We start from the raw sequence: 16,554 nt of genomic DNA on the forward strand, positions 1-16,554 counted from the left end.
TCCACATGGGCTCTTGTCTTCGCGGACGCAAAAAAGCCCGCCTCGGGGAGGCGGGCCTTGCAGGGAGATCGGCGCTTCAGCGGCTCGGCTTGAAGGCGCGGCGCTGCCCTTCGCGCGGCACGAACGCCTTGGCGCCACCGTGCGCACCGCCGTTGCCGCGGGGGGCACCGGCGCCTGCGCCGGCACGCGGAGCGCTGTCGCCCCAGCCGGACTTGCGGCCGTAGCTGCCGGCCTCGTCACGGCCCCTGCCCTGCGCCTCGCCTGGGGCCTGACCCTGGAAGCCGCGCGAAGGTGCGTGGCCGCGTGCCGGGCCGCGGTCGTTGAAGCCGCTGGCATTGGCATAGCCCGCGCGCGGGCCGCCGAACTTGCGGTCGCGCGAATGATTCTCGCGGTTCTCGCGGCCGCGCCCGCCGAAATCGCCCTGCGGACGGCCCTGCGGGAAGCGCTGCTGCGGCTCCAGGCCGGGGATCACCTCGGCGACGAAGGGCTGGCGGCTGTAAGCCTCGATGTCGAAGATCTTGCGGCGGTCGCGGAACTCGGCAAAGGTCACGGCGAGGCCGTCACGCCCGGCCCGGCCCGTGCGGCCGATGCGGTGCGTGTAGTCCTCGGCTTTCATCGGCAGGCCGAAGTTGAAGACGTGGGTGATGGTCGGCACGTCGATGCCGCGCGCGGCCACGTCGGTCGCCACCAGGATCTGCACCTGGCCCTGGCGCAGCGCCATCAGCCGGCGGTTGCGCAGGCCCTGGCTCAGCGCGCCGTGCAGCGCGACGGCGCTGAAGCCACCCTGCTGCAGGTCGGCGGCGAGGCCGTCGCATTCCACCTGCGTGCTGCAGAAGACGATGGCCTGGTTGATGCTGGTGTCGCGCAGCCAATGGTCGAGCAGCTTGCGCTTGTGCTGCGTGTTGTCGGTCCAGAACAGCACCTGCTTGATGTTGGCGTGCTTCTCCTGCGGGGTGTCGATGGTCACGCGCTGCGGCTCGCGCATCACGCGCTGCGCCAGTTGCTGGATGCGCGGCGCGAACGTGGCGCTGAACATCATGGTCTGCTGGCGCTCGATGGTGAGCTGGTTGATCTCGGCCAGGTCGTCGGCAAAGCCGAGATCGAGCATGCGGTCGGCCTCGTCGACCACCAGGAACTTGACCTGGTCGAGCTTGATCTGCATCGAGCGCTGCAGGTCCAGCAGCCGGCCGGGCGTGGCGACCACGAGATCGGCGTTCTGCAGGCGGGCGATCTGCAACTGGTACGGCATGCCGCCGACCACGTTGGCGATACGCAGGCCGCGGCAGTGCTTCACCAAGTCGATCGCGTCGTGCGCCACCTGCTGGGCCAGCTCGCGCGTGGGGCACAGCACCAGGGCGCCGGGGGTGGCAGCCTTGAAGTGGCGCGGGTTGGTCGGGTCCTTGCGCTTGCTCTTCTTGGGCTGCGCTTCGCCGCGGGCGGCGGCCTCGGCGGCTTGGCGCTGGTGCTCGGCCTTGGCGGCGGCCTCGGCTTCGGCCTGGCGCTGCAGCAGAGTGTGCAGCACGGGCAGCAGGAAGGCGGCGGTCTTGCCGCTGCCGGTCTGGCTCGAGACCATCAGGTCGACGAAGCGGGCGGCACCGTCGGTCGCGCCGACAGCGCCCATGGCCCGCGGAATCGCCTGCGCCTGCACGGCGGTGGGCTGGGTGAAGCCGAGGTCCCGGACGGCGGCGATCAGTTCGCTCGCCAGGCCCATTTGGACGAAGCCGTTGGGCTGTGTCGGCTCGGCAGGCGCGATGGCGTCGAGTGCCTCGAGCACTTCGGATGTCTCGGTGTGGGGGGTGGAAGGCGATTCGCCGCGAACAGCAGCGAAGTCATCGGATTGCACAGGCGCGAACTCGCCCTGCGCGTCAAAAGCGTCGGTCATTGAAAAATCCAAGTGCGGGCACCGCCGTGAGCGGCACCCCGTCGGGTGGCGAAAACATCAACCATCCAACGACATTTCAGCTTGGGCTTTCGCCTGGGCTGCGGCCCATTCGTGTGGGCGCGGTGTGCAAGATAGGGAGATGCAAGAAGCGCTCCGGGCCCCCTGGAAGGGCTGCCCGAAAGCGAAGCCTGCGATTATCGCATGGCTTCGGGGTTTTCACCTAATCCTGCAGGCGCAGGAAGGTATCGCGGTAGTGCGCCAGCTCCTCGATCGACTCGTGCACGTCGGCCAGCGCGGTGTGGGCCTGTTGCTTCTTGAAGGCGTTGTAGACCGCCGGCTTCCAGCGCTTGGCAAGCTCCTTGAGCGTGCTGACGTCCAGGTTGCGGTAGTGGAAGTACGCCTCCAGCTTGGGCATGAACTTGACCAGGAAGCGCCGGTCCTGGCCGATGGTGTTGCCGCACATCGGCGAGCCGTGCTTCGGGATGTAGCGCGCAATGAATTCGAGCAACTGCTGCTCGGCCGCCGCCTCGTCCAGCGTGGAGGCCTTGACCTTGTCGATCAGCCCGCTGCGGCCGTGCGTGCCCTTGTTCCAGGAATCCATGCCGTCGAGCACCTCGTCGCTCTGGTGGATCACCAGCACCGGGCCGTCGATGCGCGGGGTGAGGTCGGGGCCGGTCACGACGACGGCGATCTCGAGCAGGCGCTCCTTCTCGGGGTCCAGGCCGCTCATCTCGCAGTCCAGCCAGACGAGGTTCTGGTCGCTCTTCTTGAGGGTGGTGGCGGTCGCGGCGGCGGTCGTGGCGATGAGATCGGGCATCGGCTGATTGTCGTCGATGACCTTGAGCGCGAGTGGGCATGCCTGCGGGCTAAACTCGCTGCGCCATGGTCCCTCCCCTGCCCGCTTCGCTGCTGCTCACCCTCGCCTTCGCGCTCGCGTTAGTCGCGGGCCTGATCGTGAAATTCTGGCTGGCCACGCGGCAGATCCGCCATGTGGCGCGCCACCGCGACGCGGTGCCGCCCGCCTTTGCGCAGGCGATCACGCTCGCGGCGCACCAGAAGGCGGCCGACTACACGATCGCCAAGACCCGCTTCGGCTTGCTCGAGATGGTCTGGAGTGCGATGGTGCTGCTGGGCTGGACCCTGCTGGGCGGGCTCGACCTGCTAAACAACCTGCTGCTGGACGTAATGGGCGGCGGCATGTGGCAGCAGCTCGCGCTGCTCGCCGCCTTCGCGCTGATCGGCGGGCTGCTCGAGCTGCCCTTCACCCTGTGGCAGACCTTCCGGCTCGAGGAACGCTTCGGCTTCAACAAGATGACTTGGCGGCTCTGGCTGGCCGACGGCATCAAGGCGCTGCTGCTGGGCGCGCTGATCGGCCTGCCAATCGCGGCGCTGATCCTCTGGTTGATGGGGGCTGCCGGCCGCCTGTGGTGGCTGTGGGCCTGGGGCGCGTGGGTCGGCTTCAACCTGCTGCTGATGCTGGTCTACCCGACCTTCATCGCGCCGCTCTTCAACAAGTTCCAGCCGCTGGACGATGCGACGCTCAAGGCCCGCGTCACCGCGCTGATGCAGCGCTGCGGCTTCGCGGCCAAGGGCCTTTTCGTGATGGACGGCAGCAGGCGCAGCGCGCACGCCAACGCGTACTTCACCGGTTTCGGCGCCAGCAAGCGCGTGGTCTTCTATGACACGCTGCTGCGCCAGCTCAACGCCGGCGAGGTCGAGGCGGTGCTCGCCCACGAGCTGGGGCACTTCAAGCACCGGCATGTACTCAAGCGCATGGCCACCATGTTCGCGATGAGCCTGGCCGGGTTCGCACTGCTGGGCTGGCTGTCCGGCCATGCCTGGTTCTACACCGGGCTGGGCGTGCAGCCGAACATGGCGGCGCCCAACGATGCGCTGGCGATCCTGCTGTTCATGCTGACGGTGCCGGTGTTCGGCTTCTTCGTCGCGCCGCTGCCGGCCCTGATCTCGCGCCGGCACGAGTTCGAGGCCGACGCCTATGCGATGGCCCAGACCAGCGGTGCCGACCTGGCCCGGGCGCTGCTCAAGCTCTATCAGGACAACGCCTCGACGCTCACGCCCGACCCGGTGTTCGTCAAGTTCTACTACTCGCACCCGCCCGCATCCGAGCGCCTCGCGCGGATGGCGGCCTGACCCTGGAAAGACGATCATGAGCAGCATGTTGAAGCCTATCGACTGGAAGACGAGGACGCGCCGCGCGCTGAGCGCGACGGAGATCGTGTCCCACCTGGCCCGGGTGGACGGATGGAAGCTCACCGGCGACGGCGCCGATGTCGCGATCGAGAAGACCTTCAGCTTCGCGAACTACTTCGAGACCATCGCCTTCGTGAACGCGCTGGCCCTGGTTGCGCACAAGCAGGACCACCATCCCGACCTCTCGGTGCACTACAACCGCTGCGTGGTGCGCTTCAATACGCACGACGTAGGTGGCCTCTCCGCCACCGACTTCGATTGCGCGGCGCAGGCGAATGCCCTGCTGGCCGCCTGAGCCGATGGAAAGCGCCCTTGGCTAAACCCGCGCGCACCCGGCCGCGCGGCGACGCCGACGGGCATACGGCACGGCGAGAAGGACTCGTCGTCGCCAGCCACGGTCGCCATTGCGTGGTCGAGACACCCGAGGGCGAGCGCGTCATCTGCCATCCGCGCGGCAAGAAGAGCCAGGCCGTGGTCGGTGACCGGGTGCGTTGGCAGGCCAGCGAGGACGAGGGCACCATCGAGGAAGTGCAGACGCGCAAGAACCTGTTCTACCGGCAGGACGAGATCCGCACCAAATCCTTTGCGGCCAACCTCGACCAGGTGCTGATCCTGATCGCGGCCGAGCCCGAGTTTTCGGAAACGCAGCTGGCGCGCTCGCTCATCGCGGCGGCAGCCGAGCGCATCGCGCCGATCATCGCGCTCAACAAGAGCGACGTGGTGGGGCTTTTCGAGCGGGCCTGGGAGCGGCTCGCGCCCTACCGCCGCATGCACTACGGCGTGCTGCCGCTGTCGCTCAAGGCCTCGCCCGAGGTCGATCGCGCCACGCTGATGAAGCTGCTGGCGGGCAAGACCACCCTGGTGCTCGGCCCCTCGGGCGTGGGCAAGAGCACGCTGACCAACCTGCTGGTGCCCAGCGCTCGTGCCACGACGGCGGAGATCTCGCAGGCACTGAATTCGGGCAAGCACACCACCACCAGCACCACCTGGTACTGGGTGGACGAGGCGCGCAGCACCGCGCTGATCGATTCGCCCGGCTTCCAGGAATTCGGGTTGAACCACATCGAGCCGATGCAGCTCGCGTCGCTGATGCCCGACATCGCCGAGCACGCCCGCGAGTGCAAGTTCTACAACTGCACGCACCTGCACGAGCCGGGCTGCGGCGTGATCGCGCAGGTGAGCTCACCGGGCCACCCCGGCTCGATCAGCCCCTCGCGCTATCGCATCTACGGCGAGCTGTTCGCCGAACTGAGCCAGCCCCGCTACCGATGAACGTGCTGTTGTACTCCCATGTCTTCCATCCTTCGGTCGGCGGCGTCGAGACCGTGTCGCGCGCACTGGTCGAGGGCTTCGTGGCCCGTGGCGTCGACTGCAAGGTGGTCACGCAAACGGCGACCCGGGAGGTCGAGGTCTTTCCTTTCGAGGTGATCCGCCAGCCATCGGGCCGGCGCGTGCGGGAGCTGCTGCGCTGGGCCGACGTGGTGCTGTTCAACGGCGCCACCATGGCGCTGCAGCCCTGGGTGCTGCTCTACCGCAAGCCCTTCGTCTGGGTGCACGTGGGCTACCAGGCGAGCTGCATCGATGGCGCGGGTTGGGTCGACGGCAAGCCGGCGCCGCTGTCTCCCTTCGCCTCCTTTGTTTTTCATGCGCGCCGCAGCGGCTACGCAAGGAGCGCGAAGGAAGGCTTGAAGCTGCTGCTGCGCCGCGCCGTCGCCAAGTTCGGCGTGACGCGCAACGTTGCCATCACCGAGTGGATGAACCACGCCCTGCCGTTGCCGCGGCAGGTACAGATCTACAACCCCTTTCCGATCGAGCGCTTCCGCTCAGCCGACCGCGAGGGGCCCGAGTACGAGTTCTTCTACATGGGCAGGCTGGTGCAGGAAAAAGGCGTGGACGTCCTGGTCCGCGCCTTCGCGAAGCTGCACCAGCGGCACCCCGCCCGGCCGCGCCTGCTGCTGATCGGAGACGGCAGCGCGCGAGCGCAGGTCGAGCATCTCGTCGCAGAGCTGGGCATTGCGCCTTCGGTGCGCTTCGTCGGCGCCCAATCCGGCGAAGGCCTGGTCGATTGGGTCGCGAAGGGCATGATCGGCGTGATCCCCTCGGTGTGGTACGAGCCCATGGGCGGCGTCGCGATTGAACTGCTCGCGGCGGGCAAGAGCCTCATCGTGTCGGCCCAGGGCGGGCTGGCCGAGTGCGTGGGCGATGCCGGCCTGACCTTTCCGAACGGTGACGACGAGGCCCTGGCCGCCCAGATGCAGCGTGTGCTGGACGATCCGGCCCTGCGCGCCACGCAGTCAGCGAAGGCGCGCGAGCGCGCAGCGAGCTTCATGCCGGGGCGCTTCGTCGGCCAGTACATCGAGCTGCTCGAAGGGATTGCTCGCAAGGCCTGAGCGCGCTCCCGGTTCAGCCCAGGATGTCCGTCAGTGCGTCGACCAGCACACCGCACTGCTCCCGTGTGCCAACGCTGATGCGCAGGTACTGCGCGATACGCGGCTGGTCGAAGTGCCGCACCAGCACCGCACGCGCGCGCAACGCCGATGCCAGCGCCGCCGCATCGTGCGAGGGGTGGCGCACGAACAGGAAGTTGGCCTGCGAGGGCAGTACCTCGAAGCCGAGGTCCTCGAGCTGCAGGGTCAAGCCCTCGCGGATGTCCATGACCTGGTGCCGCGTATGGGTGAACCAGGCCTTGTCGGCGAGCGATGCGATGGCGCCGGCACCGGCGAGACGATCGATCGGGTAGGAATTGAAACTGTTCTTGACCCGCTGCAACGCCTCGATCAGGTGCGTCTGTCCGCAGGCGAAACCCACGCGCAGGCCAGCGAGCGACCGCGACTTGGACAAGGTTTGCACCACCAGCAGGTTCGGATACCGCTCGATCAGCGGCAGCGCACTGTCGCCGCCGAAGTCCACATAGGCCTCGTCCACCAGCACCACGCGCCGCGGGCATGCTTCGAGCAAGCACTCGATGCTGCTGAGCGGCAGGCCGATGCCTGTCGGCGCGTTGGGATTTGCGATCACGATGCCGCCGCAGCCGGTTGAGGCCCGCGAAGCCATCGCGGGGACGTCGATGCGCAGCCCGCCGTCGACCGGCTGCAGCTCGCAGCCGATGCCGTACAGCTGCGCATAGACACGGTAGAAGCTGTAGGTGACGTCCGGGATCAGCAGCGGCTCGGCCTGCTGGAAGAAGGCGAAGAAGGCGTGGGCCAGCACCTCGTCGGAACCGTTGCCCGCGAACACTTGCGAGGCATCCAGCCCGTGGTGCGCGGCAATGGCTTGGCGCAGCGCCACCGATTCGGGATCGGGGTAGCGCTGCAGCCCCTCGGATGCCGCGGCCTCGATGGCTTCGAGCACCTGCGGCGAGGGACCGAAGGGGTTCTCGTTGGTGTTGAGCTTGACCAGGTTCGCGATGCGCGGCTGCTCGCCCGGCACGTAGGGTTCGAGCGCCGCGACGCGCGGACTCCAGAAGCTGGGCGCGGTGCTCAAGGGATCGATCCCGTGGGCTCAACCCAACAGGCGCGCCAGCGTGAGCAGGGCCAGCAACACCATCCACATCACGACCGAGCGCCAGACCAGGCCGACCACGCTTCGCAGATGCGCCGGCTCGGGCTCGCGCCCAGGGGTGCTGCCGCTGTCGGGGCCGCGGGCCCCGGCCAGCGGGTCACCGGCCTGCGCCCGCGACAGCGGATCAGTGAGCGGCACCGGGCTGAGCACGCCGCCGCCGAGCCGCACATTGACCGCACCCGAGGTCGCAGCCAGGATCACGCCGTCGTTTTCGTTGGGAAAACGGCGGGCGTCGTTGCGCCAGCAGTCGATCGCCTCCTCGAAGCTGCCGACCACGGCGAAGCCGGTGGCCGTGATGCGGGCGGGCAGCCAGTCGATCAGCGCCCAGGCCTGGTCAGCTGCCTTCTGGACCCAGACGCTGGAGGGCTGGACCGAGGCGTTGTTCTTGTGCGCCCAGTAGCGCGCGACGAACTCGCTCATGCGGTAGAACACCGCCCCGGCAGGCCCGAGCCCGAAGGCGGCAAGGATCGAGAACCATGCCAGCACGCCGAACACATGGCGGTGCGCCGCGATCACCGAATGTTCGATCACATGCCGCACGATCTCGCTGCGGGGCAGGTCCGCCGCGTCGACGCGCTGCCAGTGGGCCAGCAGCGAGCGGGCCAGTGCCTCGTCGCCCACGTCGAGGGCGTCGCGAATGCCGGTGAAATGGTGGCTGAACTGCCTGAAGCCGAGCGTGACGTAAAGCACCGCCACGCTCCACAGCACGGCGAACGGCAGGCCCAGCGTGAGCGCCAGCAGCCAGTGCACCCCCAGCGCGAGCACCGTGGGCACCAGCACCGCGAGCCCCCAGGCGATCCAACCGTGGTGCGGCTTGCCGGCGTCGAAGTTGCGGCTGGTCCAGCGCGTCCATGCCAGGACGCCGCCGTACACCGGGTTGTGATAAGCGAGCGGCCGCACCTGCTCGATCAGCAAGGCGCACAGGATCGCGAAGAAGCTCATCCGTCGATGATAGCGAGTGGTCCTCGGCGTCCCGCCGGCCTCCCGCGCCGCTCCGTCAGGCCGCGAGGAAGCGGTAGAGGTTGCGCAGCATGCCGGCCGTCGCACCCCAGACATAGCGCTCGTGCACACCGTCCTGGTAGGGCATCGAGAACCACTCGCGTGACTGGAGTTTGTCGTCGACCAGGGCGTGGCGGTGGTGGTTCGCGGGGTTCATCAAATAGGCCAGCGGAATCTCGAAGGCCTGCGCAACCTCGTAGGGGTTCAGGGTCAATTCGAAATCCGGGTGCACCAGCCCGACCACCGGCGTCACGATGAAGGAGGTGACCGTCGTATAGGTGGGCAGCTTCCCCAGCACCTCGATGTACTCGGCCGAGAGGCCAACTTCTTCCCATGCTTCGCGCAGGGCCGCAGCCGCGACGTTGGCATCCTCCGGGTCGACCCGCCCGCCAGGGAAGGCCACCTGGCCCGAATGTGTCGACAGGTTGGCGGTCCGCTCAGTCAGGAGCACGGTGGGCTCCTCGCGCATCACGATCGGCACCAGCACCGCGGCTGCGGCCGGCACGCGGTTCGTCAGGCGCGGCTCGCGCCGGAGTTCGGGCGTCCAGGCAGGCGGGGAGGCGAAGCGCGAACGCAGGGCCTGCGCGTTAAAACGGGTTTGCGGAACGGCGGGGAGCGCGGAGTCGACGCCGACCACCGGCACCTGGCGCGGGTCGAAGGAACGCAGCGCCGACGGCAAGACGGCATTGACGGTCTCTTCGGCGGGAGCGGTGCGCATGGCGGGCGGTGGAGCGGTCAAGTCGGGATCTGGAGAGTAAAACGCAAAACGGCGCCGCTGATGACAGGCGACGCCACGACAAAAATCACGATCGCCTCGATTCATCGAGGCATCAATGCAAAAAGCCGCCCTGAGTGGCGGCTTTTTGCGCGGCAGGAGGCACTCTTTACTGAGCTGCTGCTGCGGAGGACTTGCCCGGCAGCTTTTCCTTGATGCGCGCCGAACGGCCGCTGCGCTCGCGCAGGTAGTACAGCTTGGCGCGGCGCACATCGCCACGGCGCTTGACTTCGATGCCGGCGATCAGCGGGCTGTATGTCTGGAAGGTACGCTCGACGCCTTCGCCGCTGGAGATCTTGCGCACCGTGAAGCCGCTGTTGAGGCCGCGATTGCGCTTGGCGATCACCACGCCTTCGTAGGCCTGCACGCGCTTGCGGTTGCCTTCGACGACGTTCACGCTGACGATGACCGTGTCACCGGGCATGAAATCGGGAATCTTCTTGCCGAGCCGGGCAATTTCTTCCTGCTCGAGGGTCTGGATGAGGTTCATGGCTTTCCTGGATTCGATCGTGCACGCGCTACACAAGGGGCGTCTTGCAGTCTGAGAGGCTGGGGCGACGCGGCCGGCAGAGGATCGGGGAGCCAAAGATTATAGCTTTTTCCCAAGCGCTTTCTCGTCCGCCGCGCTCAAACGGCCAGCGGCGCGCGCCGCATCGATCAACTCCGGGCGCTTCTGCAGCGTGATCGCGAGCCGCTGGTCGCGCCTCCAGCGCTCGATCTGCTCATGGTGCCCCGAGAGCAGAACCGGCGGCACGCCCTGCCCTTTCCATTGCTCCGGGCGGGTGTAGTGGGGACAGTCGAGCAGCCCGTCCAACGCCGGGTTGAAGCTGTCCTGGACGTGGCTCGCCTCGTCGCCCAGCACGCCGGGCTGCAGCCGGGCCACCGCATCCAGCAGGGCCATGGCGGGAATCTCGCCGCCCGAGAGCACGAAGTCTCCCAGGCTGAGCTGGTGCGTCACTCGCGTGTCGATGAAGCGCTGGTCGATGCCCTCGTAGCGGCCGCATACCAGAATCGCGCCCTCGCCCGCAGCCCAGTGCTCGACCGCCGCGTGCCGCAGGACCTCGCCCATCGGCGAGAACATGACGACGGGCGCTGCGGCCCCACGCGCAGCGAGCGCAGCATCCAGGCAAGCCGACAGCGGCTCGGCCATCATGACCATTCCCGGACCGCCGCCGAAGGGTCGGTCGTCGACGCGGCGGTAGTTGCCCTCGGCGAAATCGCGCAGGTTCCAGAGCACGACCTGGACCTGCCCTGTCTCGAAGGCACGCCGCGTCACGCCGGTCGCCAGGAAGGGCGCGAACAGGTCGGGGAACAGGGTGATGACGTCGAAGCGCATGGACGCCGGAGGTGTGGCTCAGTAGTCCGGCTGCCAGTCGACCGTGATCAGCCGGCCCGGCAGGTCCACCTTGTCGACAAAGGCCGAGACGAAGGGAATCATCCGCTCCACCGGCTTGCCGTTCTCCAGGGTCTCCAGCACCAGCGTGGTCTGGGGACCGTTGGCGAGCAGCTCGCGAACCGTGCCGAGTGTCAGGCCTTCCCGGTTCACGACCGGAAGGCCGATCAGGTCGACCCAGTAGTACTCGTCCTCAGCGGCCGTGGGAAAGCTCGAGCGCGGCACGAATACGCGGGCGCCGCGCAGTGCCTCGGCCGCGTTGCGGTCGGGCACGTCCTCGGAGGAGGCGACGATGCAGTCGGTATGTTCCTTGGCCTCGCGGATGGCCAACCGGAATGCGCCGGTGCTCTTGCCGCCGGGCGGCTGCAGGAACCAGCGTTTGGAGGAGAAAAGCGCCTCGGGCTGGGCGCTGTGGGGCAGGACCTTGAACCAGCCCTTGATACCCCAGGCATCGGCGATGCGCGCCACTTCGATCGCATCCGCCGGCAGTTCGGCGGCTTCGAGCGTGGGCAGCATCGCCGGAGCGGGCGGCTTAGGCGGCCGCCTTGGGGGCCGCGGCGGCGGCCTGCTTGATCAGGCGGGTGACGGTGGGCGAGGCCTGCGCGCCGACGCCCTGCCAGTAGGCTAGGCGATCCTGCGCGATGCGGATGCCTTCCTCGTTGTCCTTGGCGGTGGGGTTGTAGAAGCCCAGGCGCTCGATGAATCGGCCATCGCGGCGCACGCGCTTGTCCGACACGACGATGTTGAAGAACGGACGACCTTTGGAGCCGCCGCGGGAGAGTCGGATCACGACCATGATTTATCCTTCGGGTGGTGCAACGAACACTGAAAACGGTTCGCCCACGGAGTTCTTCCAGCGTCGAGACACGCGACATAGCCACCCGGCCAGCGCACGCTGAAAAGCCAACGATTATAGCCCGCGATATTTCCCACCATTCCCGGCCTGTGCCGGGGCCTTCGAATGACCGCCATCCGCCCCAGCCGCGACGAAGACATCGCCGCGATCACCGCCATCTACGCCCACCACGTGCTGCACGGCACCGGCACCTTCGAGACCGAGCCGCCTACGGCCGCCGAGATGGCGGCACGGCGAGCCGACGTGCTGGCCAGGAAGCTGCCCTACCTGGTGGCCGAGCGCGACGGCGAACTGCTGGGCTTTGCCTACTGCAACTGGTTCAAGCCGCGCCCGGCCTATCGCTTCTCGGCCGAGGACTCCATCTACCTGGCCGAGGCTGCGCGCGGCCAGGGACTGGGTGCCAGGTTGCTCGCTGCATTGATCGAGGCCGCCGAGTCCGCCGGCGTGCGCAAGCTGATCGCCGTGATCGGCGACTCGGCCAACGCCGGCTCGATCGGCGTGCACCGCGCCCAGGGCTTCGAACACGTGGGTGTGCTGAAGAACTGCGGCTGGAAGTTCGGCCGGTGGCGCGACGTGGTCCTGATGGACAAGGTACTGGGCGAAGGCAGCGCGACGAGCCCCGAATGAAGAACAAGACCGTGGCCGCCTGGCTCGCCTTTCTCGGCGGACCGCTGGGCCTGCACTGCTTCTACCTGCGCGGCTTCGGCAGCACGCTCGGCTGGCTGCTTCCCATCCCGACCGCCCTCGGGCTTTACGGCATCGAGCGCGTGCGCCTCTACGGCGTGGACGACGCGTGGAGCTGGCTGCTGCTGCCGCTGCTGGGCTTCACGATCGCGGGCTGCGCCCTCACTGCCATCGTCTACGGCTTGATGACGCCAGAGAAATGGAATGCGCGCTACAACGCAGGAGCCGCGTCCGATGCCCCGCCCGGACGCAGCAACTGGCTCACCATCGGCGCCGTCGTGCTGGCCCTGTTCTTCGGCAGCACCATCCTGATGGCCAGCATCGCCTTCAGCTTCCAGCGCTTCTTCGAGCATCAGATCGAAGAGGGGCGCCGGATCTCCCAGTAGGCAGCGATCAGAAAATCTGCAAGCCGATCCAGTAGGCAATGGCCGCCACGAAGGCCGATGCCGGGATCGTGAAGACCCAGGCCCAGACGATGGTCCCGGCCACGCCCCAGCGCACCGCGCTGGCGCGCTGCGTCGAGCCCACGCCGACGATCGCGCCGGTGATGGTGTGCGTGGTCGACACCGGAATGCCCAGCGCGGTCGCGAGGAAGAGCGTCAGCGCCCCGCCGGTTTCGGCGCAGAACCCGCCCACCGGTTTGAGCTTGGTGATCTTCTGGCCCATGGTCTTGACGATGCGCCACCCGCCGAACATCGTGCCCAGCGCGATCGCCGCATAGCAGGTCGCCACGGTCCAGGCCGGCGGCGCTTCCGCGCTGGCGGACCAGTAGCCGGTGGCGATCAGCAGCATCCAGATGATGCCGATGGTCTTCTGCGCATCGTTGCCGCCGTGGCCCAGGCTGTACGCGCCCGCCGAGACCAATTGCAGCGTACGGAACCACCGGTCCACGCGCGAGGGCGTCGAGAGGCGGAAGACCCACGCGACCAGCACCATCATGATCGAGCCGAGCAGGAAGCCCAGCAGCGGCGAGACGAAGATGAAAGCCACCGTCTTCCAGATGCCGGCCGCGACGAGAGCGCCCGCACCGGCCTTGGCGATCACCGCGCCCACGATGCCGCCGATCAGCGCATGCGAGGAGCTGCTGGGAATGCCGTAGTACCAGGTAAGAAGGTTCCAGCTGATGGCGCCCACCAGCGCCCCGAAGACCACGTGCACATCGACCACCCCGGGGTGCACGATGCCCTTGCCGACGGTCGCCGCCACGCTGAGGTGGAAGACGAAGACCGCGATCAGGTTGAAGAAGGCGGCGAACACCACCGCGTGCCCGGGCTTGAGCACGCCGGTGGACACGACCGTGGCGATCGAATTCGCCGCGTCGTGGAAGCCGTTCATGAAGTCGAATGCGATGGCCAGCCCGACCAGCAGCACCACCACCCACAGGGTGACCTGGACCGATTCCATTCGGCGCCGCGCTCAGGAATTCTCGAGGACGATGCCCTCGATCACGTTGGCCACGTCCTCGCACTTGTCGGTGATCCGCTCGAGCAGCTCGTAGATCGCCTTGAGCTTGATGACCTCCCGCACATCCGGCTCCTCGCGGAACAGCTTGCTCATGGCGCTGCGCATCACGCGGTCGGCATCGGACTCGAGGCGGTCGATCTCCTCGCAGGTCTTGAGCGCGGCTTCGGCCGTCGCCGGCTCGCTCACCTTGCCGAGGAGCCTGACCGCGTCCTTCACCCGTTCGCAGCACTTCGTGCTCAGGGCGGTGAGGCGGGTGATCTCCTCGGTCATGTGCCGCACGTCGTACAGCGCCATGGTTTCAGCCGAGTCCTGGATCAGGTCGGCCACGTCGTCCATCGTGTTGATCAGCTTGTGGATCTGCTCGCGGTCGATGGGCGTGATGAAAGTCTTGTGGATGAGCCGGTTGACGTCATGCGTCACGCGGTCGGCGGCGCGCTCGGCGTTGTCCACGTCGCGGTTGTACTGCTCGCGCAGGTGCAGGTCGTTGTAGTTGCCTACCAGCTGCTCGAAGGCGCGCGCGGCTTCGACGATGCGATCGGCATGCTGATTGAACATCCGAAAAAATTCCCCTCGCGGGGCAGCAGCTTGCCGAACATGGCGGTCTCCTGGGTTCTCGGCTATCACCAACCCGTGACGCCATCATGAAAAACCTGGCAAGTGTAATGGGCAAGCATCGCCGAGGCGGGGCTCAGAGCCGCTCGATGCGTTGGCCGGCCACCCGCTCGAGCTGAGCTGCCGTCACCAGCGCCGGCGCGATCTCCGCCAGTGGCAGCAGCACGAAGGCGCGTTCGCCGATGCGCGGATGCGGCAGCGTCAAAACGGCAGTCTGCATCGTGGTGTCGCCGTGCCGCAGAAGATCGAGGTCGAGGGTACGCGGCGCGTTGCGGTAGGGCCGCTCGCGGCCGGCCTCGGCCTCGAGCCGCTGCAGCTCGGCGAGCAGCGCCAGCGGCGCCAGGCCGGTGCGCAGCTCGACCACGGCATTGATGAAATCGGGCCCCTGGGCCTCGAAGGGTGCGCTGCGATAGAGCGAGGAGCGCGCGACGACCTGCGTGCGCGGCAGGTTTGCGAGTTCGTCCATCGCCCGCCTCACCGTCGCCTGCGCGTCGCCGAGATTGGCGCCGATGGCGACGTAGGCCGGCGTGGTCGTCACGTCACTCGGCCGCCATGCTGCTGCCGGCCTCGCCGCCGGTGCGCGGCTTGCGCCGGCGGCGGCGCTTGCGAGGCGCGGCGGCGGCGAGCTCGCCCTCGGGCGGCTGCGCCTGCTCGGCATCGCCATCGGCCTGCGCGGGTGAAGGTGCCGCGCTGCGCGCAGGACTGCGCTGGCGGGTTCTCTTGTGCTGCTCGTCGCGCACCTGGTCCAGCAGGTCCTGGCGACGCAGGTCGTCGGAAGTGCTGCTGAACTCCTGCCACCATTCGGCGATCGCCTCGCTCACCTCCCCGACGTCGGCGCGCAGGCGCATGAAGTCGAAGGCCGCACGGAAGCGCGCCTGCTCGACCAGGCTGTAAGGCGTGGCGCCGCTGCGCTTTTCGAAGCGCGGCTGCATCAACCAGATCTCGCGCATGTCGGCCGCGAGCTTGCCGCGCCCCGAGACGTCGCCGATGCGCGCGTTGAACACGTCGTCGATGGCGTCCTGCAGGGCCGGGAAGGAGGCCTGCGGACGCTGGCCGTGGCGGCCCTCGACGCGCTGCGCCCAGCCGTCGCGCACGTCGGCCCACAACACGCACGCCAGCAGGAAGCTCGGCGCCACCGGCTTGCCCTCGCCGACGCGGCGGTCGGTGTCCTGCAGCGCGGCCGTGACGAAGGGCTGGTCGGCACGCTCGACGATCACGTCGAGCAACGGGTAGATGCCGGTCGCCAGGCCCAGCTTGCGCAGCTGCGCCACGGTCGCCACCGCGTGGCCGGTCTGCAGCAGCTTGAGCATCTCGTCGAACAGGCGGCTCTGGGGCACATCGGCCAGCAGCTTGCTGCATTCGACCAGCGGCGTGCCGGTCTTGGGCTCCAGGGAGAAACCCAGCGCTGCCAGCTTGGCCGAGAAGCGGATCGCACGGATGATGCGCACCGGGTCCTCGCGGTAACGCGTGACCGGGTCGCCGATCATGCGCAGCGTGAGCTTCTTGGCGTCCTTGATGCCGTTGTGGTAGTCGACGACGATCTGGCTCGCCGGGTCGTAGTACATCGCGTTGATGGTGAAGTCGCGGCGCGCGGCATCTTCCTCCTGCGGGCCCCAGACGTTGTCGCGCAGCACGCGGCCGCTGGCATCTACAGCGTGCTTCATGCCGGCGAGCTCGCCCTTGCTGGTGCGCTCGTTGCCGGCCACCTGTTCGGCGCCCGCACTGTCCATGTAGGCGCGGAAGGTCGAGACCTCGATCACCTCGTGCTCGCGACCGCGACCGTAAACCACGTGCACGATGCGGAAGCGCCGGCCGATGATGAAGGCGCGCCGGAACAGGCTCTTGACCTGTTCCGGGGTGGCGTTGGTGGCCACGTCGAAGTCCTTCGGGCGCAAGCCCAGCAGCAGGTCGCGCACCGCGCCGCCGACGATGTAAGCCTCGTAGCCGGCGTCCTGCAGCGTGGTCACCACGTTCCTGGCGCGCTCGTCCACCAGCTGCGGGTCGATGCCGTGCACGGAGGCCGGCACCTCCTGGCGCTTGCCGAAGCGGTTCTTGCCGCCGGAGCCGGCGACGCCGGACTTGCCCAGGAGTTTGTCGAAGAATTTCTTGATCATTGG

General features: G+C 67.9%; 18 protein-coding genes and 1 pseudogene. 6 read left to right on the forward strand and 13 right to left on the reverse strand.

Annotated features, from left to right (window positions below; translation table 11 throughout):
* Positions 1–76 precede the first annotated feature (76 nt).
* Together ACMGEZ_RS18695 and orn are read right to left on the reverse strand one after the other, a co-directional pair.
* Entirely contained in the window at positions 77–1,882 is a 1,806-nt protein-coding gene (locus ACMGEZ_RS18695; protein WP_436823775.1) for a DEAD/DEAH box helicase, read from the reverse strand.
* 220 nt (positions 1,883–2,102) lie between these two features.
* Positions 2,103–2,699 carry an oligoribonuclease gene (orn, locus tag ACMGEZ_RS18700; protein WP_436823776.1) on the reverse strand — a complete coding sequence of 199 codons (597 nt, stop codon included), beginning with the start codon at positions 2,697–2,699 and terminating at the stop codon, positions 2,103–2,105.
* 65 nt (positions 2,700–2,764) lie between these two features.
* Between orn and ACMGEZ_RS18705 the strand changes: the two genes are divergently transcribed.
* The 4 genes from ACMGEZ_RS18705 to ACMGEZ_RS18720 are packed head-to-tail and all read left to right on the forward strand — an operon-like array spanning position 2,765 to position 6,483.
* Complete coding sequence (locus ACMGEZ_RS18705; RefSeq protein WP_436823777.1) at positions 2,765–4,033, forward strand: M48 family metallopeptidase; 1,269 nt, start codon at positions 2,765–2,767, stop codon at positions 4,031–4,033.
* Between the two features lie 16 nt (positions 4,034–4,049).
* Positions 4,050–4,388: a 4a-hydroxytetrahydrobiopterin dehydratase gene (locus tag ACMGEZ_RS18710; RefSeq protein ID WP_436823778.1), complete on the forward strand. Its 339-nt coding sequence runs from the start codon at positions 4,050–4,052 to the stop codon at positions 4,386–4,388.
* Positions 4,389–4,405: 17 nt separating this feature from the next.
* Complete coding sequence (gene rsgA, locus ACMGEZ_RS18715) at positions 4,406–5,365, forward strand: ribosome small subunit-dependent GTPase A (protein WP_436823779.1); 960 nt, start codon at positions 4,406–4,408, stop codon at positions 5,363–5,365.
* Complete coding sequence (locus tag ACMGEZ_RS18720; RefSeq protein WP_436823780.1) at positions 5,362–6,483, forward strand: glycosyltransferase family 4 protein; 1,122 nt, start codon at positions 5,362–5,364, stop codon at positions 6,481–6,483. The genes rsgA and ACMGEZ_RS18720 overlap by 4 nt, the downstream gene beginning before the upstream one ends.
* 13 nt (positions 6,484–6,496) lie before the next feature.
* Here ACMGEZ_RS18720 and hisC read toward each other — a convergent pair whose 3' ends face one another.
* The 7 genes from hisC to rpsP all read right to left on the reverse strand — a co-directional run bounded on the left by hisC (position 6,497) and on the right by rpsP (position 11,617).
* Positions 6,497–7,576, reverse strand: a complete 1,080-nt coding sequence (gene hisC, locus ACMGEZ_RS18725) for a histidinol-phosphate transaminase (protein WP_436823781.1) — start codon at positions 7,574–7,576, stop codon at positions 6,497–6,499.
* Between the two features lie 18 nt (positions 7,577–7,594).
* Positions 7,595–8,596: a CobD/CbiB family protein gene (locus ACMGEZ_RS18730; RefSeq protein WP_436823782.1), complete on the reverse strand. Its 1,002-nt coding sequence runs from the start codon at positions 8,594–8,596 to the stop codon at positions 7,595–7,597.
* Between the two features lie 55 nt (positions 8,597–8,651).
* On the reverse strand, positions 8,652–9,371 hold the full coding sequence (locus ACMGEZ_RS18735; protein ID WP_436823783.1) for a CoA pyrophosphatase: 720 nt from the start codon (positions 9,369–9,371) through the stop codon (positions 8,652–8,654).
* Between the two features lie 166 nt (positions 9,372–9,537).
* Positions 9,538–9,918 (reverse strand): 50S ribosomal protein L19, encoded by a 381-nt coding sequence (rplS, locus tag ACMGEZ_RS18740; protein ID WP_093106411.1) that lies wholly within the window; start codon positions 9,916–9,918, stop codon positions 9,538–9,540.
* Positions 9,919–10,017: 99 nt separating this feature from the next.
* Positions 10,018–10,764, reverse strand: coding sequence for a tRNA (guanosine(37)-N1)-methyltransferase TrmD (gene trmD, locus ACMGEZ_RS18745; protein WP_436823784.1), 747 nt, complete (start codon positions 10,762–10,764; stop codon positions 10,018–10,020).
* Between the two features lie 18 nt (positions 10,765–10,782).
* Positions 10,783–11,337: a ribosome maturation factor RimM gene (gene rimM / locus ACMGEZ_RS18750; protein ID WP_436823785.1), complete on the reverse strand. Its 555-nt coding sequence runs from the start codon at positions 11,335–11,337 to the stop codon at positions 10,783–10,785.
* A gap of 16 nt (positions 11,338–11,353) precedes the next feature.
* Positions 11,354–11,617, reverse strand: coding sequence for a 30S ribosomal protein S16 (gene rpsP, locus ACMGEZ_RS18755; protein WP_068676152.1), 264 nt, complete (start codon positions 11,615–11,617; stop codon positions 11,354–11,356).
* Between the two features lie 165 nt (positions 11,618–11,782).
* On the opposite strand from rpsP, the gene ACMGEZ_RS18760 reads away from it, so the two are divergent.
* Positions 11,783–12,304 (forward strand): GNAT family N-acetyltransferase, encoded by a 522-nt coding sequence (locus tag ACMGEZ_RS18760; protein WP_436823786.1) that lies wholly within the window; start codon positions 11,783–11,785, stop codon positions 12,302–12,304.
* Positions 12,301–12,747: a TM2 domain-containing protein gene (locus ACMGEZ_RS18765; RefSeq protein ID WP_068676156.1), complete on the forward strand. Its 447-nt coding sequence runs from the start codon at positions 12,301–12,303 to the stop codon at positions 12,745–12,747. Before ACMGEZ_RS18760 ends, ACMGEZ_RS18765 begins: the two co-directional genes overlap by 4 nt.
* A gap of 7 nt (positions 12,748–12,754) precedes the next feature.
* Here ACMGEZ_RS18765 and ACMGEZ_RS18770 read toward each other — a convergent pair whose 3' ends face one another.
* The 4 genes and pseudogenes from ACMGEZ_RS18770 to pcnB form a co-directional block, all read right to left on the reverse strand.
* The gene (locus ACMGEZ_RS18770) at positions 12,755–13,765 is read right to left on the reverse strand and encodes an inorganic phosphate transporter (RefSeq protein WP_436823787.1); all 1,011 of its coding nucleotides are present in this window, start codon (positions 13,763–13,765) and stop codon (positions 12,755–12,757) included.
* A 12-nt stretch (positions 13,766–13,777) separates the two neighbouring features.
* A pseudogene (locus ACMGEZ_RS18775) lies at positions 13,778–14,421 on the reverse strand (DUF47 domain-containing protein).
* Positions 14,422–14,513: 92 nt separating this feature from the next.
* Positions 14,514–14,975 carry a 2-amino-4-hydroxy-6-hydroxymethyldihydropteridine diphosphokinase gene (gene folK, locus ACMGEZ_RS18780; RefSeq protein WP_436823788.1) on the reverse strand — a complete coding sequence of 154 codons (462 nt, stop codon included), beginning with the start codon at positions 14,973–14,975 and terminating at the stop codon, positions 14,514–14,516.
* A gap of 1 nt (position 14,976) precedes the next feature.
* The gene (gene pcnB, locus ACMGEZ_RS18785) at positions 14,977–16,551 is read right to left on the reverse strand and encodes a polynucleotide adenylyltransferase PcnB (RefSeq protein ID WP_436823789.1); all 1,575 of its coding nucleotides are present in this window, start codon (positions 16,549–16,551) and stop codon (positions 14,977–14,979) included.
* Between the last annotated feature and the right edge of the window lie 3 nt (positions 16,552–16,554).

This window comes from Variovorax stachyos, from assembly GCF_051400855.1.
In the GTDB taxonomy this organism is placed as follows: Bacteria; Pseudomonadota; Gammaproteobacteria; order Burkholderiales; family Burkholderiaceae_C; genus Variovorax.

Excerpts from the sequence above, each read along its gene's own strand:
- pcnB (WP_436823789.1), bottom strand. The coding sequence starts at position 16,551 with ATGATCAAGAAATTCTTCGACAAACTCCTGGGCAAGTCCGGCGTCGCC.
- rimM (WP_436823785.1), bottom strand. The coding sequence starts at position 11,337 with ATGCTGCCCACGCTCGAAGCCGCCGAACTGCCGGCGGATGCGATCGAA.
- rpsP (WP_068676152.1), bottom strand. The coding sequence starts at position 11,617 with ATGGTCGTGATCCGACTCTCCCGCGGCGGCTCCAAAGGTCGTCCGTTC.
- ACMGEZ_RS18720 (WP_436823780.1), top strand. The coding sequence starts at position 5,362 with ATGAACGTGCTGTTGTACTCCCATGTCTTCCATCCTTCGGTCGGCGGC.
- ACMGEZ_RS18765 (WP_068676156.1), top strand. The coding sequence starts at position 12,301 with ATGAAGAACAAGACCGTGGCCGCCTGGCTCGCCTTTCTCGGCGGACCG.
- rplS (WP_093106411.1), bottom strand. The coding sequence starts at position 9,918 with ATGAACCTCATCCAGACCCTCGAGCAGGAAGAAATTGCCCGGCTCGGC.
- trmD (WP_436823784.1), bottom strand. The coding sequence starts at position 10,764 with ATGCGCTTCGACGTCATCACCCTGTTCCCCGACCTGTTCGCGCCCTTC.
- ACMGEZ_RS18710 (WP_436823778.1), top strand. The coding sequence starts at position 4,050 with ATGAGCAGCATGTTGAAGCCTATCGACTGGAAGACGAGGACGCGCCGC.
- ACMGEZ_RS18735 (WP_436823783.1), bottom strand. The coding sequence starts at position 9,371 with ATGCGCACCGCTCCCGCCGAAGAGACCGTCAATGCCGTCTTGCCGTCG.
- orn (WP_436823776.1), bottom strand. The coding sequence starts at position 2,699 with ATGCCCGATCTCATCGCCACGACCGCCGCCGCGACCGCCACCACCCTC.
- ACMGEZ_RS18770 (WP_436823787.1), bottom strand. The coding sequence starts at position 13,765 with ATGGAATCGGTCCAGGTCACCCTGTGGGTGGTGGTGCTGCTGGTCGGG.
- ACMGEZ_RS18760 (WP_436823786.1), top strand. The coding sequence starts at position 11,783 with ATGACCGCCATCCGCCCCAGCCGCGACGAAGACATCGCCGCGATCACC.
- ACMGEZ_RS18695 (WP_436823775.1), bottom strand. The coding sequence starts at position 1,882 with ATGACCGACGCTTTTGACGCGCAGGGCGAGTTCGCGCCTGTGCAATCC.
- ACMGEZ_RS18705 (WP_436823777.1), top strand. The coding sequence starts at position 2,765 with ATGGTCCCTCCCCTGCCCGCTTCGCTGCTGCTCACCCTCGCCTTCGCG.
- ACMGEZ_RS18730 (WP_436823782.1), bottom strand. The coding sequence starts at position 8,596 with ATGAGCTTCTTCGCGATCCTGTGCGCCTTGCTGATCGAGCAGGTGCGG.